The 17,198-nt window shown below is 68.3% G+C and carries 24 protein-coding genes; 20 read left to right on the top strand and 4 right to left on the bottom strand.

What is annotated here, in order from left to right; translation table 11 throughout:
• Positions 1-9 precede the first annotated feature (9 nt).
• From CU044_RS18620 to CU044_RS18680, 14 genes are all read left to right on the top strand, one after another.
• On the top strand, positions 10-807 hold the full coding sequence (locus tag CU044_RS18620; protein WP_129769861.1) for a hypothetical protein: 798 nt from the start codon (positions 10-12) through the stop codon (positions 805-807).
• A complete protein-coding gene (locus CU044_RS18625; protein ID WP_129769862.1) occupies positions 804-1,325 on the top strand; it encodes a hypothetical protein in 522 nt (173 codons plus the stop codon). Before CU044_RS18620 ends, CU044_RS18625 begins: the two co-directional genes overlap by 4 nt.
• Positions 1,326-1,473: 148 nt before the next feature.
• On the top strand, positions 1,474-1,881 hold the full coding sequence (locus CU044_RS18630) for an HK97 gp10 family phage protein (protein WP_129769863.1): 408 nt from the start codon (positions 1,474-1,476) through the stop codon (positions 1,879-1,881).
• 6 nt (positions 1,882-1,887) lie between these two features.
• Positions 1,888-2,211 carry a hypothetical protein gene (locus CU044_RS18635; RefSeq protein WP_129769864.1) on the top strand — a complete coding sequence of 108 codons (324 nt, stop codon included), beginning with the start codon at positions 1,888-1,890 and terminating at the stop codon, positions 2,209-2,211.
• Positions 2,204-2,734 carry a hypothetical protein gene (locus CU044_RS18640; protein WP_129769865.1) on the top strand — a complete coding sequence of 177 codons (531 nt, stop codon included), beginning with the start codon at positions 2,204-2,206 and terminating at the stop codon, positions 2,732-2,734. The genes CU044_RS18635 and CU044_RS18640 overlap by 8 nt, the downstream gene beginning before the upstream one ends.
• Positions 2,735-2,747: 13 nt before the next feature.
• Entirely contained in the window at positions 2,748-3,464 is a 717-nt protein-coding gene (locus CU044_RS18645) for a hypothetical protein (protein ID WP_129769866.1), read from the top strand.
• Positions 3,427-5,505, top strand: a complete 2,079-nt coding sequence (locus tag CU044_RS18650; protein WP_129769867.1) for a hypothetical protein — start codon at positions 3,427-3,429, stop codon at positions 5,503-5,505. The genes CU044_RS18645 and CU044_RS18650 overlap by 38 nt, the downstream gene beginning before the upstream one ends.
• Entirely contained in the window at positions 5,505-6,383 is an 879-nt protein-coding gene (locus tag CU044_RS18655; RefSeq protein ID WP_129769868.1) for a hypothetical protein, read from the top strand. The genes CU044_RS18650 and CU044_RS18655 overlap by 1 nt, the downstream gene beginning before the upstream one ends.
• 3 nt (positions 6,384-6,386) lie before the next feature.
• Positions 6,387-6,986, top strand: a complete 600-nt coding sequence (locus CU044_RS38645) for a hypothetical protein (RefSeq protein WP_165371932.1) — start codon at positions 6,387-6,389, stop codon at positions 6,984-6,986.
• Positions 6,986-8,125: a DUF5047 domain-containing protein gene (locus tag CU044_RS38650; protein WP_165371933.1), complete on the top strand. Its 1,140-nt coding sequence runs from the start codon at positions 6,986-6,988 to the stop codon at positions 8,123-8,125. Before CU044_RS38645 ends, CU044_RS38650 begins: the two co-directional genes overlap by 1 nt.
• 13 nt (positions 8,126-8,138) lie before the next feature.
• On the top strand, positions 8,139-8,702 hold the full coding sequence (locus CU044_RS18665; RefSeq protein WP_129769870.1) for a hypothetical protein: 564 nt from the start codon (positions 8,139-8,141) through the stop codon (positions 8,700-8,702).
• Complete coding sequence (locus CU044_RS18670; RefSeq protein ID WP_129769871.1) at positions 8,699-9,430, top strand: hypothetical protein; 732 nt, start codon at positions 8,699-8,701, stop codon at positions 9,428-9,430. The genes CU044_RS18665 and CU044_RS18670 overlap by 4 nt, the downstream gene beginning before the upstream one ends.
• A complete protein-coding gene (locus tag CU044_RS18675) occupies positions 9,430-10,011 on the top strand; it encodes a hypothetical protein (RefSeq protein WP_129769872.1) in 582 nt (193 codons plus the stop codon). The genes CU044_RS18670 and CU044_RS18675 overlap by 1 nt, the downstream gene beginning before the upstream one ends.
• A gap of 204 nt (positions 10,012-10,215) precedes the next feature.
• Positions 10,216-10,839 carry a hypothetical protein gene (locus CU044_RS18680; RefSeq protein ID WP_129769873.1) on the top strand — a complete coding sequence of 208 codons (624 nt, stop codon included), beginning with the start codon at positions 10,216-10,218 and terminating at the stop codon, positions 10,837-10,839.
• A gap of 63 nt (positions 10,840-10,902) precedes the next feature.
• Here the strand turns inward: CU044_RS18680 and CU044_RS18685 are convergent, their stop codons facing one another.
• From CU044_RS18685 to CU044_RS18695, 3 genes are read right to left on the bottom strand one after another with little or no spacing between them, the layout of a single operon-like run.
• Positions 10,903-11,103 carry a hypothetical protein gene (locus CU044_RS18685; RefSeq protein WP_129769874.1) on the bottom strand — a complete coding sequence of 67 codons (201 nt, stop codon included), beginning with the start codon at positions 11,101-11,103 and terminating at the stop codon, positions 10,903-10,905.
• A 36-nt stretch (positions 11,104-11,139) separates the two neighbouring features.
• Positions 11,140-11,625, bottom strand: coding sequence for a hypothetical protein (locus CU044_RS18690; RefSeq protein WP_129769875.1), 486 nt, complete (start codon positions 11,623-11,625; stop codon positions 11,140-11,142).
• Between the two features lie 11 nt (positions 11,626-11,636).
• A complete protein-coding gene (locus tag CU044_RS18695) occupies positions 11,637-13,091 on the bottom strand; it encodes a helix-turn-helix domain-containing protein (RefSeq protein WP_129769876.1) in 1,455 nt (484 codons plus the stop codon).
• A 145-nt stretch (positions 13,092-13,236) separates the two neighbouring features.
• On the opposite strand from CU044_RS18695, the gene CU044_RS18700 reads away from it, so the two are divergent.
• The 6 genes from CU044_RS18700 to CU044_RS18720 all read left to right on the top strand — a co-directional run bounded on the left by CU044_RS18700 (position 13,237) and on the right by CU044_RS18720 (position 16,538).
• A complete protein-coding gene (locus CU044_RS18700) occupies positions 13,237-13,731 on the top strand; it encodes a hypothetical protein (protein WP_129769877.1) in 495 nt (164 codons plus the stop codon).
• On the top strand, positions 13,728-14,081 hold the full coding sequence (locus tag CU044_RS18705) for a DUF6415 family natural product biosynthesis protein (RefSeq protein WP_129769878.1): 354 nt from the start codon (positions 13,728-13,730) through the stop codon (positions 14,079-14,081). The genes CU044_RS18700 and CU044_RS18705 overlap by 4 nt, the downstream gene beginning before the upstream one ends.
• On the top strand, positions 14,078-14,233 hold the full coding sequence (locus tag CU044_RS38655; protein WP_165371934.1) for a hypothetical protein: 156 nt from the start codon (positions 14,078-14,080) through the stop codon (positions 14,231-14,233). Before CU044_RS18705 ends, CU044_RS38655 begins: the two co-directional genes overlap by 4 nt.
• Entirely contained in the window at positions 14,230-14,814 is a 585-nt protein-coding gene (locus tag CU044_RS18710) for a hypothetical protein (protein WP_129769879.1), read from the top strand. Before CU044_RS38655 ends, CU044_RS18710 begins: the two co-directional genes overlap by 4 nt.
• An 862-nt stretch (positions 14,815-15,676) precedes the next feature.
• Positions 15,677-16,168: an NUDIX hydrolase gene (locus tag CU044_RS18715; RefSeq protein WP_129769880.1), complete on the top strand. Its 492-nt coding sequence runs from the start codon at positions 15,677-15,679 to the stop codon at positions 16,166-16,168.
• A gap of 181 nt (positions 16,169-16,349) precedes the next feature.
• The gene (locus CU044_RS18720; protein ID WP_129769881.1) at positions 16,350-16,538 is read left to right on the top strand and encodes a hypothetical protein; all 189 of its coding nucleotides are present in this window, start codon (positions 16,350-16,352) and stop codon (positions 16,536-16,538) included.
• An 18-nt stretch (positions 16,539-16,556) separates the two neighbouring features.
• On the opposite strand, the gene CU044_RS18725 is transcribed toward CU044_RS18720, so the two are convergent.
• A complete protein-coding gene (locus tag CU044_RS18725) occupies positions 16,557-16,811 on the bottom strand; it encodes a helix-turn-helix transcriptional regulator (protein WP_129769882.1) in 255 nt (84 codons plus the stop codon).
• Between the last annotated feature and the right edge of the window lie 387 nt (positions 16,812-17,198).

A 17,198-nucleotide genomic window follows, 5' to 3' on the forward strand; every position in this document is an offset into this window, starting at 1 on the left:
AGGAGCGCCATGACCGCATGCGACTGGACGTTGGACACGTCGTGCTGCCCCGCCTGGGACGGCTACGACCCGGCGGTCCGGGCTGCCGCCACGGCGTGGGCCATGGGCATCCTCGACTCGCTCACCGGCCATCAGTTCAGCCAGTGCCCCGTCACCGTCCGCCCCTGCGGCCCCAAATGCGCCGACTGGGGCGGCTACATGACATTCCCCGTCACCCGCGACGGCTACAACCGCGGCGCTGGCATGCCGTGGGTGCTGCCCTACATCGACGGCGCCGGCGCATGGCGGAACTGCTCGTGCTCGGGGTCCTGTACCTGCCGCGCCCGCTGCGAGGTGCCGTTGCCCGGTCCGGTGGACGAGGTCACCGAGGTCCGTGTCGACGGGCTGATTCTTGATCCGACCGCCTACCGGGTCGACAGCGGGTATCTGCTGGTCCGTACGGATGGCGAGTGCTGGCCCCAGTGCCAGGACATAGGCCTGCCGGTCACCGCCGAAGGGGCGTTCGCGGTCACCTACCGGCGTGGCCTTCCTCTCCCTGCCGCCGGCCAGATCGCGGCCGGCGAGTTGGCGTGCGAGTTCGCGAAGGCGTGCGCGGGCGATGCCTCGTGCGCGCTGCCGCAGCAGCTCCAGTCCCTGTCCCGGCAGGGCATCAACGTGCAGGTGGTGGACCCACAGGCCGTGCTCTCCGAGGGAATGACGGGCATCGCGAACGTCGACCTGTGGATCCGCTCTGTCAACCCGTCCGGAAAGCGGCAGCGAAGCCGCGTCCACTCCCCGGACGTCCCGGCCACGAGGTGGATGGCATGAGCTTCCCCGGAGACCTCGCGCAGCAGCTCCTCACCTGCTTCCACGCCGAGCTGGACGCTGGCCCCGCGCCGATCCCCGCGGACAAGGTGTGCCTGCGCGCGGGCGAGACGATCCCCATCTCTGCGGGGACTGCGGAGAACGAGGCGTGTGGCCTGGCGTGGGTGCGGATCGTCGGGATCAGCCCGGCGCAGGTCCTGATCCCCGGGGGCGCCGACACGGAGCCGAACTGCTCTGCGTCGGCGTGGCAGATCGAGCTGGAGATGGCTGCGGTCCGCTGCCTGCCGTACGGAACGGTCGCCGCGGGGCCGACGTGCGATGAGTGGACGGCGGCGGCGCTGCTGATGGATGCGGACGCGGCGGCCATGCGGCGAGCTTTGTGCTGCTTCACGCCGGTCGTGACCGACAACTTCCCCGTCGCTGCTGCCGCGCCGGGAGCGTGGGTGCCACACGGCCCGGAGGGCGGCGCGCTGTGGTCCACACAGTCCGTCGTCGTGACCCTCGACTGCTCGGAGTGCTGAGACATGACACGGAAGAAACCGACGCGCGTACGGATCGAGGTCCTCACGTCCTTCAACGGCATGGTCGCCGGGGACACCGGGACGGTCGAGCTGGACGGCCGGGTGCAGGGCTGGATCAACGCAGGGCTCGTGAAGGAGGTGGGCAGCGATGGCACGGATCCGGCTGGATCGGGCGGCGCTGAACAGGACGATCCGCGGGGCCAACCGGCGGGAGCTGGAGGCGGCGGGCAGGCAGCTGCTGAACAGGGCACGGATCCTGGCTCCCGTTGATACCGGCCGCCTCCGGGCTTCGCTGCGGCAGGAGTTCCGCCGTACGTACACGCTCCGTCCGATGGTGACGGTCGGCTCCGACGTGGAGTACGCGCCGATGGTCAATGACGGCACGGCGCCGCACATCATCCGGCCGCGCCGCGCGCAGGCCCTCCGCTTCGTGATCGGCGGCCGGGTCGTCTTCGCGAAGGTCGTCCACCACCCCGGCACCCGCGCCAAGCCCTTCTTGGACCAGGCGCTTCGAGAGACAGCCGCAGCACGCGGATACAGCTTCAGACAGGGATGACACACCATGAACACGCTGGACATCGCCACACAGGAACTCACGAGCGACACCCCCACCCCGCAGCCCGAGCGGGTCGAACTCCCTCTCAACTTCTCCTTCGCCGGGAAGACCCTGCGCGGGAAGCGCGTCACCGAAGGACAGCTCGTCGCCATCCAGATGTCCAAGGACGACGGCACCGACGCGCTCTTCGCCGCCGTCCGCACGGTGATCCGCTCGGCCGTCGGCGAGGCCAACTGGAAGTGGATGAACGACCAGCTCCTCACCGGCGTTGTGGAGTTCTCCGAGATGACCAGCGTCCTCACCCAGCTGTCCGGCAAGACCGGTGACTGACCCCTACGCCGCCATCTCCCGCAGCCCCGCCACCATCACCGTGGCGGGGCACCCCGTCACGATCCCGTACCGCCCCGCAGCCGCGTGGCTCACTGCGCTCGCCGACTCACGCCCCTCCCTCGCCCTCATGCGGGTTTCCGACGAGCCGTCCCGGTCCTGGCTGATCGGCCAGCTCGCGGCCGGGGCCCTGCCGCTGGAGACCGCGGTGCAGGGCTCGTACGACGCGCTCACCGCGGTCGGCGGCCGGCCGTGGTGGGAGACGTACCGCCTCGGCGTCCTCAGCACGGACACGGCCACGCTCGGACACCTGGTGCTCGCCGGCGTGGACCCGGCCGTACGGACGCTCGGCGAATGGTGCGCGGCGGTCTACACCCTGCTGACCCGCAACGCCAAGCCGGAAGAGGTCTTCAAGTTCGACGCCCAACTGGCCGCGCCGCCACCCGGCTTCGAGGACGAGTGGGACGACGACCAGGACTTCGCCGCGATGGCCGAGGCCGCCCGCAACCTGCCCGGCATGAGCTGAGAGGAGGTGAATCATGGCGTCACAGGCCGAAGTTGATCTCATCATCAACGCGACCAGAGCACTCCCCGAGCTGGAGCGCGACCTCTCGCGCATCATCACCATCGCCGAAAACGGCGCACCTGACGTCGACGTCCAGGCCGCACTGGACCTGACACAGAGCATCGACAGCCTGAACCGAGATCTCGACCAAGCCGTCGCCGCCGCTGCGGCAGGCGCCGCCGATATCGATCTCGACGCGGTCCTGGACCAGCAACGGACGCTCCGGCGGCTCCGCGGGGACCTGAACAGGGTGACCGCCGCCGCGACCACCGGCGCTGTGGTCGACCCGGTGACGCTCCAGGAAGTTCTGGACGGCCCCGAGACCCTGCGCACGGTACGGGGCCAGCTCCAGCGTGTTGCCGCAACGGCCCAGGCCACGGCGCCGGATATCCGTATCGGTGTACACGTCGATGACGACTCCCTGCGGAGAGTTGACGACTCCACCAACCGGCTGTCCCGCTCTGTTCTGTCGACCGCCGGCGCGCTGGGAGGACTTGGCAGGACGCTCGGCACGGTGGGCGCGACGGCCGGCACAGCGGCGCCGCTGCTGGCGGGCGTGGTCACGGCGGTTCAGAACATCCTGCCGGCCTCGGCGGTGGCTACGACGGGGCTGCTGGCCCTCCAGTCGGCTTCTGGCGCGGTGACGTTTGGCCATGGTCGGTGTGTCGGATGCGATCGAGACCGCTTTTGATCCGGAGGCCACGCCGGAGGACCTCGCGAAGGCGATGGAGAAGCTGGCCCCAGAGGCAAAGGCGTTCGTCATCGAGCTTCAGGCGATGCAGAAGGAACTCCGGTCGCTCCAGCAGGGTGTTCAGGACCGCTTCTTCCAGGACTTCGACGACTCTCTGAGGGACCTGTCCCGGGCCGTCCTTCCGGACGTCCAGAGGTCGCTGAACGCGAGCGCGGTGTCCCTGAACCGGATGGCGATCGGGGCTTCGGACGCTGCCGTGACTCTCGGCACGTCGGGGATCCTGGGCACGGCGCTGAAGAGCGCGAACGCGGGCCTAGCGGATCTGGAGCGGCTTCCGGGGCAGGCCGTGACCGCGTTCGGCCAGCTCGCGGCCGCGGCCGGGCCATCCTTCGAGCGGATCACCACGGCGGCTGCCGGGCTCGCGGACAAGATTGCTGCGTCTCTCTCCAAGGCGTTCGCGTCCGGGGCGCTGGAGGAAGCGATCAGCACAGCGGTCGATCTGGTCGTCCAGCTAGGCCGCATCGCCGCAGACGTCTTCCAGATCCTCGGCAACGTTATGGGCGCGGTCGCGCAGGACGGCGAGGGTCTCTTCACGGTCCTGGAAACCATCACGGGGACGCTGGCCGACATCACGGCCACCCAGGGCTTTCAGGATGCCCTCGGCGCGCTGTCCGACGTGATGAGCACGCTGGCTCGGACGGTCGGCCCGCTCCTCGCGCAGGCATTCGCGATCCTCGGGCCGATCATCACCACACTGGCCCCGCCTGTGAAGCAGATCATCGAGTTGCTCGGGCAGCAGCTTGGCCGGATCCTCACCGAACTGGGGCCCGTGCTGCTGGCCCTCGCGGAGGCGTTCGGGGAACTGATCGTTGCCGTGTCCCCGTTGATCACGCTGGCTGGTGATCTGATCGTTGCCCTGCTCCCCGCACTGGTTCCGCTCTTCCAGTCCCTCGGGGACTCCATCGCGGTATTGGCCCCGTTTATCGCGCAGCTCGCAGAGAACATCGCAGCCCAATTGGTTCCGATACTGGCGGCCATCGGCCCAATTCTTGAGGAGCTGCTTCCCCAATTCGTTCGCATGGCAGAGGAGATCGTGCCAGTACTCACACAGGTACTGGTCGATCTCGCCCCGTCCTTGCTGGAAATCAGCACTGCGCTTGCGGAACTCCTTATCGAGCTTGCCCCGTTGATCGCCAAGTTCCTGGAGTTCCAGGTAGCGATTCTCGGCGGCGTGATGCCTGTGGTCGCGGACCTCGCCGGGATCCTGACCGGCCTCCTCGGGGGCGCCCTCCGTTTCGTCTCCGACGTCCTGCGCACCGTCGTCATCCCTGCGATCCGAATCGTCGCCGATATCCTCAACGGTGATTTCCAAGGAGCACTGAACGGCGCAACCGTCATGGTGAACAAGATGGTGAGCACGGCAGTACAGAATTTCAGCAATCTGAAATCTCAGATCACCACCATCATGGTGTCGATCGCCTCCACCATCGCAGGCCAAGCAGCGCAAGCCGGTCAGCGTCTCGCACAAGGAATCGTCCAAGGAATTAATAACGTTATTTCACGCGTGCGCGCGCTCCCGGTGCAAGTCCGCGCTGCGGTAGGGAATATGAGCGGAGTTCTGTTCGCGGCCGGAAGATCCCTCATTTCAGGGCTCATCAGCGGTATCCAGTCGATGATCGGATCCCTCATCAGCACCCTCGGCAGCATCACCAGCCGCCTCCCCGACTGGAAGGGCCCCGAGGACCTCGACAAGCGGATCCTGATCCCCGCAGGCCGCTCGATCATGGACGGCTTCATGAAGGGCATCAGCGACTCCATCCCCGAACTGAAGCGGCAGCTTGACGACGTCACCGTGGCGCTCCCCGGCATGCTGCCCCCACCGGCCGACTCGGGCCGCGTGGTGCGCCCGCAGGTGGCCTACACGCCGCCACCGGTGTTCGTAACCATCGGCAACGAGGCCGTCGACCGGTACGTCGACGTGCGCATCGACCGCTCGAACCAGACGCGTGACCGCGTCGCCGCGCAGGGGGTCCGCTTCTGATGACCGATCCATACGTCGTCCTGTCGGTCACCTGGACCGGCACCGCAGGCACCCAGACCACCGGAGACATCTACCGCTCCGCCGTGTCCGCGGCGGGCCCGTGGACGTTCCTCCAGACCGTGCCGCTCCTCGGACAACGCGCCGTGTTCTACGACACCGGAGCGCCGATCGGCACACCTGTCTGGTACCGGGCCATCGGCCATCCCGGAACCGGGCAGGAGCTCTTTGCGGGACCCGCGCAGCTCCCGCAGGAAGGCGCGGTGTGGGTGAAGGACCCGCTCCGCCCGTGGGCAGACCGGGCTTTCGACTTCTGCTCAGGAGGCATCGAGGGCCACAGCGACACATGCAGCACCCCCACCCCCAAGAGGGTCTGGGTCGGCTTCGGGGACCGCGACCGCGATGAGGACGCCGGCCTGTTCCCCGTGACCGGGTCGGAGACCCCGGCCGTGGTCTGGTCCCGCCGCAAGAGCCACGGCGGAACGATCTCGTTTATGACCCGGACGCTGGACGCGAAGGATGAGGTCTACGACCTCTTCACGGCCGGCGGCCCGCTCATGCTCCAGCTCCCGCCGTCGTACGGGCAGCCGGATGTGTACATCCAGCCCGGGAGGCTGCGGGAGTCGTACCTGTACGCCGACCAGCGGCGCCCGCACCGGATGTGGACGGTGCCGTACACGGTGGTGGATGCGCCGGTGGGGCCGAAGCAGGGCTCGGCGTGCGCGAACTGGTGCGCGGTGGAGGAAGTCTTCCCGACCTTCGCCGATCTGGCGGCGGCGGGCGGCACCTACCAGGATCTCGCGGCCGGAACGCTCGTGTGCGGGACCAGTACGGACGGCTACGGCGACGGGCTGTACGGCGATGGAATCTACGGAGGCTAGACCATGATCACCCTGCCTATTGTCGGCACCCCCTCATGGGGCAGTCCCCTCAATTTCGCGCTCGCGGCTCTCGCACACGGGGGTTTCGACGCCAACGACCACGGCCTGCTCGCCTGGACGTACGACGTAGCGCAGGTCAGCACCTCGGCCACACCGGCATCCGGAACGATCCGCCTGATCAAACTGCCCTACGTGACGCAGTCCGTGAGCATCACGTCCCTCGCGCTCCACGTGAACACCGCCGCGACCGGCGGTGCCGTCGGGCAGAATTTCGTGGGCCTCTACTCCGCGAGCGGCACCCGGCTCGCTCAGTCCGCGGACTGCACCGGCGATTTCTCCACCAGCGGCGCCAAGGTGATCACGCTCACCGCGCCGTACGCGGCGGTCCCGGGCCGCTACTACGTTGCGGTCCTCGCGAACGCTGGCACGCCGCCGGCGCTCGGGCAGTCGTCCTCGTCGGCGTCCACGGTCGGCAACTTCAACCTCGTGGCGTCGGCAGCCCGATTCGCGAACGGCCCGGCCGCCCAGACGTCGCTGCCCGCCACGATCACCATGACCGGCATCACCCCGTCCGCGAACTGCACGTGGGCCGGTATCGCCTGATGCGACCGACTTCGGACCTCTACAGGCAGGCTCTCGCCCGGCCGCATCAGGTCGCCTTCCACGTCACCTCGACGGACATCGCCGGTGTGCCTCTCACCGTGGATTCGCTGGGGGCGCCGCTGCTGCGGGACATCCCGGTCTCCAAAGGGTCCGTGGCGGCGTCGATGACGAACCGGGTGACGCGGACGGCGACGCTGACCGTCACGGACGATTGGTACCCGCGGACGCCGTCGGACCCGTTCGCCCCGGAAGCGGCCGTGATCCGGATCAGCGCCGGGCTGCGGTACGGGGACGGCACGGAGGAGGTCTTCGAGGTCTTCACCGGCCGGGTGTACGACGTGACGCGGACCGAGGCCGGTGAGGTCACCGTGCAGTGCGATGACTTCGCCGCGGACGTGATCGGCTGCCAGCTCGAACAGATCTGGACCGTCCGCAACCGAACTTCTGTGCTTGGGGAGATCCGGGCGCTCATCCGCGATGCGCTCCCGAGCGCCACCTTCACCGCGGGCGACGCCGTGGATGCGCCCGTGCCTGAGCTGAACTGGGACAAGGACCGAGGGAGCGCCCTCGACAACCTCGCGCAGGCGCTCGGCGCCCGCTGGTACGCGCTCGGCGACGGATCCTTCACCGTCCAGCGGCTGCCGTACGTGATCCGCAACCCGTCCATCACCCTCACCGACGGGCCGGGAGGGACGATCAGCGCGGCCCGGATCAGCCGGTCCCGGGACGGCGTCGCCAACAGCGTGACCGTGGTGTCCGAACGGACCGACGGCACCAACCCGGTGCGCTCCACCTCCCGCAATACGGCCAGCGGCTCACCTACCCGGTACGGCGACCGCTTCGGCCGCGTCGCCCAGGTCATCAACGTGCAGACGCCCCTCACCCAGGCCGAGGCCAAGACCTTGTCGCTCGCGCAGCTCGGCGCATCCATCGGCCTCACCGAGCAGTGGGACGTCTCCTGCGTACCGGACTACTCCCTCGAACCCGGCGACGCCCTCCGGTACATCGTTTCCGGCACCGGCACCACCGGCCGCCTCATGGGCGACCAGATCCTCGACCGCATCACCTACCCGCTCGACACCACCACCGCGCAATCCCTGTCCGGCCGCGGCCCCGTGCCGCCCGACACGCTGACCTGAGAGGAGAGACCGTATGAAGCAGACCGTCAACCGCGGCTATCCGTACCCGGAGTGCGTGCCGCCGGTGCAGAAGGACGCCTCGGACGCGATCCAGATCAAGCAGCTCGCGGACGCTGTCACGGCGGACGTGCAGACGCTCCGGGACCGGATCTCCGATGAGATGGCGTACCCCGACTGCGCCAAGATTTTCGCCAACGGAATCACGACTACCGAGTCCGACTTCAACGTGACGTACACCGGCTTCTCGTGGAACAACCGAGTCGGACTGTGGGACCCGGCGCGCGGCGGCTTCGCTATCCAGCGCTCCGGCTGGTACCTCGTCATGGGCTACGTGTTCGCCACATCCACCCTCCAGCTCCATCTCCGCTCCCGCCTCACCCTCAACGGGGCACCGCGCGGGAACTGGCAGGGCTACTCGCGCAACACGACCGGCATCGCGGCGCAGGCGCAGCAGTTCTTCTACTCCCTGCACCTGGACCAGGGCGACTTCCTCACCAACCAGATCCGCCACGCCGCCCCCGGCACGTCGATCACGTTCGGCTCCCGCATGGAGCTCGTCAGGATCGTGGCCGGATGACCAACCAGACACCCATGCTCGTGGCCGCGCAGAACGGCCCGTACGCACAAGCCCGCACCGGCAGCATCACCGGCGTCTCCGACAACACGCTCCGCGTCAACGTCGGCGGCACCACCATCACCGCGAGCTACCTCATCGGCTACACGGCGAAGGAGGGCGACCTCGTGCTGCTGCTCCGGCAGGACGCGTCATGGTGCGTCCTCGGCGCGCTGGCCGGCGTCGGCTCGAACGAGGTTCTCAACGCGAGCTTCGAGGACAACCCGTCCGAGATCATCACCTGGACGGCGTACGACGTGTCCGGGACCTCGTCCATCACTCTCGTCGGGCCCGTGGACAGCGCGCCCGACGGTGGCTTCTACGTCAACGCCGCCACCGACGGCGCTGCCGCGGTGGCACTGCTGTATTCCGACCCCATACCCGTCACGACGGGCGACGCATTCGCGGTGTCCGTGTACGTGTGGGGCAGCTACGTCGCCGACGCCCCGGAGACCGCCGACGCCGACCTGGTGGCGCTGTGGTTCGCCACCCCGACGGACCTGTACCCGACCACCTCGTCCGCAGACACAGTCATCGCCTCCCAGGCCGACGTGCCGGCCGCGCCACCGTTCTCCACACTGTCCGGCTCGGTAACGGCTCCAGTGACCGGCTACATGCGGATCGGGCTCCGCTCCACGACCAGCGCCGACGCGTCCCTGAACTGGGACCTGGCCGTCGCAAGGAGGACCTGATGCCGCAGACCACGTCCCGCGGCTATCCCTACCCGCTGTACACCGATCCGCAGAATCCGCCTGGGGACCTTCAGGCCCTGGCGACCGCGGTCAACAACGATGTCGGTGTCCTCGACGCGGCGCGGCTGGCGGCTCTGGACGAGCCGACCTGCCGGCTCACAGCTCAGTCCGCGCCGATCTCGGTACCGGGATCGACCACGACCACCCTCACATGGCAGTCAGCGCCGTACGACAACGCAGGCATGTGGAACCCCGCCACGCCCACCTTCCTCACTTTCACCGTGACCGGCATATACCTCCTCAGCACCCGTCTGGAAGTCGCTGTCAGCGGCACCGCGACTGAGGTCGGCACGTACACCCAGATGGTCACGAGCGGCGCCTTCGGGCCGACACCAGTCGCGCAGTCCCTGCGCATGTCTCAGACCGGGCCCACGCGCCCTGACCTGTCCGCCATCTACTACGTCGCCGCCGCCGGCGAGACCTTGAGCGTCTCGTTCTTCCACGACCACACCACGGCCAAATCGGTCGGTGCCCGCAATTTGACCGCCACCCGCATTTCGATCATTGGAGGACTCCCGTGACAACCATCCCCGAAGACGCCTGGACCCCGGGCCCCGAAGAGCCCGGCCCCGGACCCGACCCCGAGACCCCGCCGGAGCCCGACCCCACCACCGGCGTCGGCACCCCCGGCGACGAACCCCCAGAACCCCCCGCCCCCGGACCCCGAGCCGCCTACGCCGCCGGACAACGGCGAGGAGACCAGCCCGGGGACGGGAGGCTGACGGATGCCGGCCACTACTCCCCGGGGCTATCCGTATCCGGTGCCGACTGATCCGGCGGATGTGCCGCAGGCGATGCAGGATCTGGCGTCGGCGGTCGATACGGATGTGCAGACGGTCTACAACGGGATCAGCGCGCGCCCTTCGGTGAAGGCGGTCGGGCAGACCGTGGCGAAGTACACCAACGTCGTCTCCGGGTCGCTGCGCGGTCTGCCCTTCGAGTACTTCGACTTCAACGTCGGCGGCGCGGTCGCGGGCAACGGTTTCAGTCAGCAGAACTCGTTCAAGGTCATCGTGCAGGGGGGCTTCTACCGGGTGATTCCGCAGAAGCCGGGCTTCTGGATGGCGTTCGGTGCCGCGTCGTTTCCGAAGCCCGCAGGCGGCGTGGCTGCGATCCACACTGCGATCGTCCTGCTGCTCAACGACTCCACGATCGTGAGCAGGAGCGGTATCAACGGCAATACCTTGGCCGCGGATGGGACGGCGCAGCTGGTGACGTCCGGGGGTGCGCTTTGTAACGGAACGACGGACTTCTTCAACCTCGCGTGGACGCCGACGCATACGTCAACGATCCCGTCGATCACGGTCAACAACCGGAATCTGACGCTGATCCGGATGACGCAGGGGTAGGCAGCACGGCGCCCCTGTCCTGGGCTTCGGCCGGGGCAGGGGCAGCGTCATCTCGTCAGAGGTCTACTCGTCCGGCTCAGGGTGCCGTACGGCCGCCTTGAGGGCCTTCTCCACCTCGTACCGGTTCTGGCCGGTCGCTGCGGCGTGCGCGGTGATGGAGGCCTGTACGGCGCTGGCGGTGTCTACGGTGAGGGCGCCGTGCTGCTGTTCCTGCCACGCCCGTCTTTCGAGCTCGATCAACTCGTCACTCAGTTCGATTGCCACAGCCGGATCTAAGCAGGTCGCCCACCCCTGACACGATTAGGCCCGCCGCGCGGCACCTTGCGGCCAGACGACATCCACCGGCAGCCCCGCTTCACGGGCCAGCAGCACCGTGTCGGCCGTGCCGCCGCCCTTCCCAGAGGGAGGCGTCCCATCCCACACCGCAACCAGCCGATCGCCGCGCTCCAGAAGAAGCGCGTTCGCCTCCTCGTACGCCGCCCTGTTCGCCATCTCGTTCGGCAACGTCACCACCTCAACAGCCGCTTCCACCAAGTGGTCAAAGACTGGGGCGTGATCCCCCTTCACCTTCTTCGCCCGGTAGTCCACGGAGGGAATCAGCACGACGAGACGCCCGCCGAGGGCCGTCACCTCTTCCGCGAACAGACTGTCCGATCCAGCGGCGATGCACGACACCCCAACAAGGTCCGCACGATACGGCTCCAGCACCTTGCGCAGAGCAGCCCGTACAAGCGGAACGCTCTCCTCGGACAGGTCCATGTGCCCAGTCACAGCCAGCGTCGTCACGCGTCCACCCCTCAGCTCGACAGAAGATCGCGGATACTATCTCGCGCCTCGCGCACGGTCCGCGAGGCGCCGTGGCCCACCGTGTATGGGTAGAGCTGGCCGAGTTGCCCGCGGACCCTTCCGGACTGGGTGAGTCGGGCGGCTGCAACGGCCCGGTGGGTCTCCTTCACAGCGCCCGTGACGTCGCCGACCAGGAAGTGGCACTCGGCGAGGCCGATCCTGTCGAGCGCGTGCGAGCGGCCAGCCTCGGGCCCGCGCGACGAGAGTGCGCTGCGGATCTCTGCGGCGGCTCGGTCGGCATGCTGACGTGGGTCCTGCCGGGCGAGATCGAGCAGCCGCCCACCGGTGACGCCCGCCAGCTCGGCATCGTCGAAGTAGGCGATCCAGTACGGCTCTTCCTCGCCGGGGACCGCCGCTGATAGTGCTTCGGCGGCTCGCGCGGTCGCGCGCTCGAAGCCTGCTGTGCGTCCTTGGGCCGCGTATGCCCACGCCTCACGGGTGTGGAGCATCGCCCGAACCCGTGGCCCGATCACGTCGCGCGCGCCCTCCTGCGCGAGCTGGATGAGCTGGAGCGCGTCGTCGGGGCGTTCGCGATAGAGCATCTGTCTGGCCATCCCGGCCAGGACGTTGGCACCGAACACCTTGTCTGCGCCCGCGTGCGCAGACCGCAGGGCGAGCCGGTAGTACTCCTGTGCTCTCCGATGGAGGCCGGAGTCCCAGGCCATCGTCGCGGCGGTCCCGGCGAGCTGCGCCATGATGCGGTACAGACGGGTTTCGATCGTCGGGGCCTGGTGCTCATCGAGGGCACTGGCGATCTCGCTGAGCTGGCCAAGCACGGCCTTACGCCGGAGGCCGCCGCCGTACTGGTGGTCCCACTGGCGGAACGCCTTGGCAGTGGTCTCCAGCTCGTGTATCTCGCGCATTCCCAGACGGCCGCGGCGGGGCGGCGCAGGGAGTGCGGCAGCTGGTTGGAGCCATCCTTCGAGGGAGTCGAGTAGGGCTGCGCCGGTCACCGCCGCTCCGGCCAGGGCGCGCGTCATCGCGCGGCGGTCCATCACGAGATCACTCCTCGTCAGGTCTGCGGCCAGACCGACGGTGGCGTCGGGCCGCCACGGGACATCGGTCGTGTCGGGTTGGCCGCCCGGTGACTCTGACGGGCGTTGCTGCTGTGTCTGCTGGCTTTCCCATGGGCGGGACGCCAGGCCAAGCAGGGCTCCGGGGATGCGGAGCCCGTCGGCGATCCGGCACACCACCTCGAAGCTGGTGACGCGCTGGCTGCCGCTGATGATCGTGCTCACTTTGCCGGGGGTGAGCTGGCAGGCCGACGCGATTCGGTTCTGGGAGAGGCCGCCCCATTTTTTGATCAGGGTGAAGACGGCGGCGAAGTCGTGCTCGATCAGAGCTGCCCGCAGGTCTTCTCTGTCGAGGACTTCGGGGGCGAGCGGGCCGGGGGTGGTGGCGTCCATGTGGGCCGACTTCCGGGGCGATCCTACGCACGCGAGTGCGCCTTCCTGGAGCTGCAACGAGTGTATTACCGCCTCGGTAACCCCCGCCGGTCATCCCTGACTTGAGGAAATCACCCGAGGCTGTTGGTGGATCGAAACCGACACGATGACAGGGGCAGCCGTGCACGCCAAAGCACAGACCGAGAGCATCGCCCGGTGGCTGACGTCTTCCAGCCCGCACCCCGCGGTCGCCCGCGAGGCGTGGCACGCCGCCCGCCCGGCGATGCTGCGCACTGGCGTCCCCTACGACGCGGTACGGATGCCGCTCGCACTGGTCCACGCGGCGGCCGAGAGCAGCGCCCCGGACGTCGTGGCCGGCGTCCTCGCCGAGGTCCTCGACGGGCCGGTGATCTGCCACCCGCGCCACTGGTACTACGCGCTCGTACCGCCGGGGACCTGCGAGACGTGGCGGTCGGCGGAGGCCGTTGTCCGCGGCCGAGGTGGCTGGCTCGGGATTCCCCGGCCGGACAGCACGGAACCGACCCCCGCCACCCCATACTGGGCCGTCCCCGTGGAGCAGGCGGGGAAGCTGTGTTCCGCTGCGGCCGTGGCCAAGTTGCTCCGAGTCGGACGGAACCGCCTCGAAGGTGTCGCGTCGTGACCGCTGACGAGAAGGTCCGGCAGACACCCACTCTCAGCGCCGTGCAGGCAACCATCGACCAAGCCGATGCTGCTGGCCGCGGGGTCGGCACCCGCACCGACCTGGCCGGTATCGCCGACCAGCTCCAGGCCCACATCAAAGCGCTGCTGCCCGCCGGCCGCGCGCACGCCGCACAGATGTGGCGCGGCGACACCAGCTGGTACAGCCTCACGGCACGGCTCGACAGAATCCAGAACCAGATCGGCGAGGGCCTCGGGGAGGGAGTACTCGGCGCGCACGTCCAGGTCCGGCTACTCGCAGTCGACTGCCAATGGCTGCTGGAGCGCTACGGCTCGGAGTTGGCCCGATGAATCCGCTGGTCTTCAACTGGCCGCCCATCACCGAGGACGACGTTCCGAACGTCGTCGTCCCGTGTGAGCCCTGCCTGCTCGCCCGCGTCTTCGGCGGCGAACACGACTGCGTCAACCCGGAACCGTGCCCCGGCGAGGAGGGCCCGTCATGACGGCCGCGCCTCAGACTCCCTTACCGGGGCTGCCCGCCGAGCCGATCGAGACAGTGACGATCCCGGACAGCTGGAACGCCGTCACTCTCCCCTCCGTATGGGGCGGCCACGTCCTCGGCATCCTCGGTATACGCTCTGGCGCCGTCCTCGAAGACGCGTTCGTGCAGGGGATGGTGTGGTTCATCCCCCCGGGCGGCGCCGCGGCCTGGCCGGAGACCGGAGCCCTGGGAGTGCGCGTCCTTCCCACCGGCCACGACGTCACGCTCGCCGGGCCGGACGGATGCCGCAGGACCATGACCTGGCTCCGCCCACCCCTCACCCCCTCGCCGCTCACGGACCCCGGCGACCTCCGGGCCGCGATCGAGTACACCGCCGGCCCGCTCGACCAAGCCGCGGCACTGGGCCCGGTATGGGCGTGCCGGTACTGCGGCGCGCCAGTCCGTGACGCACACCTCATGGAACGGTTCGAATCGCTGAACGGGTCCGGCTGGTCCACGTACGCGTGCGGCCCGTGCTGGAACACCACCGTCCGCGGCGGCCCCGGCCGCCACCTCCACCCCGTACAGGAGGGACCGCGGTGAGCGAACGCACCCAGCAGCTTCTGTACGTCGCCGTCCTGGCCTCGCTCCTGGCCGCGCTCGCCATCGCCATCGCCTCCGGGGGCCGATCGTGAGACTCCGGCTCCGAATTGACCCGACGGCCATCGCCACGATCGGCGGATGCCTCATGTGCGAGCGCGACCACCTCGCCGTCGTCACAGTCGGCGACCTCACCACCGCCGCCAGCCCCGGCCACCAGGCCATCGAGATCCCGGTTGACGCCTGCCGACGCTGCGAGGGGCGACTGCTCATGATGCTCGCCGACGCCCAACGGCCCCTGGTCCGGCCCTACGTAGCGGCCGTGTATCCCCACCGACTCCCTGTCCGCTACCCCCCGTTGGCGGGCAGGGGCGAGGGCCCTCGGGCACGGGCGTAGCCCGAGGGCCCACGCACCCCCGTTGACCCCCGCGGGCTGCTGTTAGCCCAGCAGCCCGCGGACTTCCCCAGCCAGTCGGTATACCGGCTGCCCCAGGCAAGGGGTTGCTGCTGGCACGCAGCAGGGGAAACAAGGTCCCGGCCGGGCTTTCGGATTTCTTCACCGGCCGGGACCCCCCACCTTTCAGAACACGCACAGAAAGAACCCACATGAGCAAGGCAAAACCGACCGTGAATTCTGTAAAGGCGAATGCAAAACGAATGGGGGCTCCCACCCAGGAAGCCGCGAGCCGTACGGCCCTGCTGAAGGAAATCCCCGGGGACATCCGACGACAGGGGCGCCAAGAATCGACACAGGCAAACGCAGCCGAACGGAACCACAGCAACAACTAAGAGGGCGTCGCACCCGCTCTCGCCCGCCATCCTGTACGGCCTGAACAGGCCGCACAGCCTCCAAAGAAAGCGAATTATGTCTCACAGTAAAGAGTACTTTCGCAACCCGCCTGCATGCCGACTGGGTGTCCTCGCCGCACTGCGCAATCAGGCCGGTCACCTGCTCCTCGTAAAAAAGATCTACCAAGTGCGGGAGGGCAACCCCCGCCCGTGGGGCCTGGTCGGGGGCTCTGTAGGCGAGACCGAGAAGCTGCGCGGCGCGTGGAAGCGCGAGGTACTGGCAGAGACCGGATTGAGCCTGAACCCCGGCCGGCTTCTCGTAACGGATGAAGTCCCGGCCTCTGGGGACAACGCTAAGGGAATCAACTGGCTTTACGACACGCCGCCCCTTCCCGACACCACCGAGATCACATTACCTCGCGATGAGTTGTCGGAATATGCGTATGTTTCCCGCGAGAACCTTGGCGAATACCTCACCGAGCACGGAACCCGCCGCGCGTGCGCCGTACTCGATGCATTAGCCCAGGGCACCGTGCTGGAACTGGAATACGGATACCGAGCCACCTGAGCGGCGGGACGGCCACCGCCCGCGATGTGGGTCGGCCCGAGCGACACCAGCATCCCCGTCGCCGCCAGCTGCGAGCACTCCCCGGCCCCGCCCGAGGGCACCTGCACCGGCGACTGCGGCAACACCGGGCCGAACTAGTATCTGATGGCGCCCGGTTCCCCGTCGGCTCTACCGTCAGAGAATGGAGAACACACCCATGGGCGAGTGGATCGACCCGCGGTATGCCGAGGTGATGGCCCGCTACCGGACCGCGAAAGCCACGGCCGGGGAACCGAAGCGGCGCGAGGGTTGGTCGAAGAGGTCGTACGGTGACGCGTTCGTCATTGTGGTCGACCCGGCGACCCTGACCCCGTACACGACGGGCCGCTGAGTACCGCTCCGGCCGGCGTCACGGCGCCGACCGGGGCTCCTCCACGAGGTGCGCGAGGGGCACGTCGATCGCGTCGGCGATACGGATCAGCGTGTCAAGGAGCGCGCTGCTGTGCCCCTGTTCGATCCGGTTGTACGAGGCAAGGTCCATACCAACTCGTAGCGAAACGCCCTCTTGGGTGAGGTTCGCACTGATACGGGCTGCGCGGATCTGGTCGCCGATCTGCCTGCGGCGGGTGAGGACCCGCTCGGTGGGCGGAGGCGAGTGTGGCACCCGTCAACGCTGGCCCGTTCATGATCGCCCGTCTTTAGGGTCAAGCCTAAAGTGTTTGATCTTGGTTGACCTGGGTATCGACCTACCCCCATATGCGGCCGCTCCACGCTCTGCCCCCCAGGCGAGTACCGGAGTGGCCGGTGACGCCCCTGCCACGCGGCGGGGGCGTCGCTGTTCCCTCGTTCGCGGAAGGGGAGTTTGCTACTCATCCGCCGTGCAACGTGCGCGATCTTCATTGCGGCCTGTTCCCGTGGGAACAGGTCCCGGTTTTGAGGGGTCGTTAGTGTCATTGAGCGTCATCGAACTGCACCCAATTGCCCGGTTATTTCGCGTTGCCGCAGGTCACAGTATGTTCAAAAAACAGGTTCAAGTCCCGTTACTCACCCT

The sequence above is a fragment of the Streptomyces sp. L-9-10 genome (assembly GCF_004151105.1).
Classification (GTDB): Bacteria; Actinomycetota; Actinomycetes; order Streptomycetales; family Streptomycetaceae; genus Streptomyces.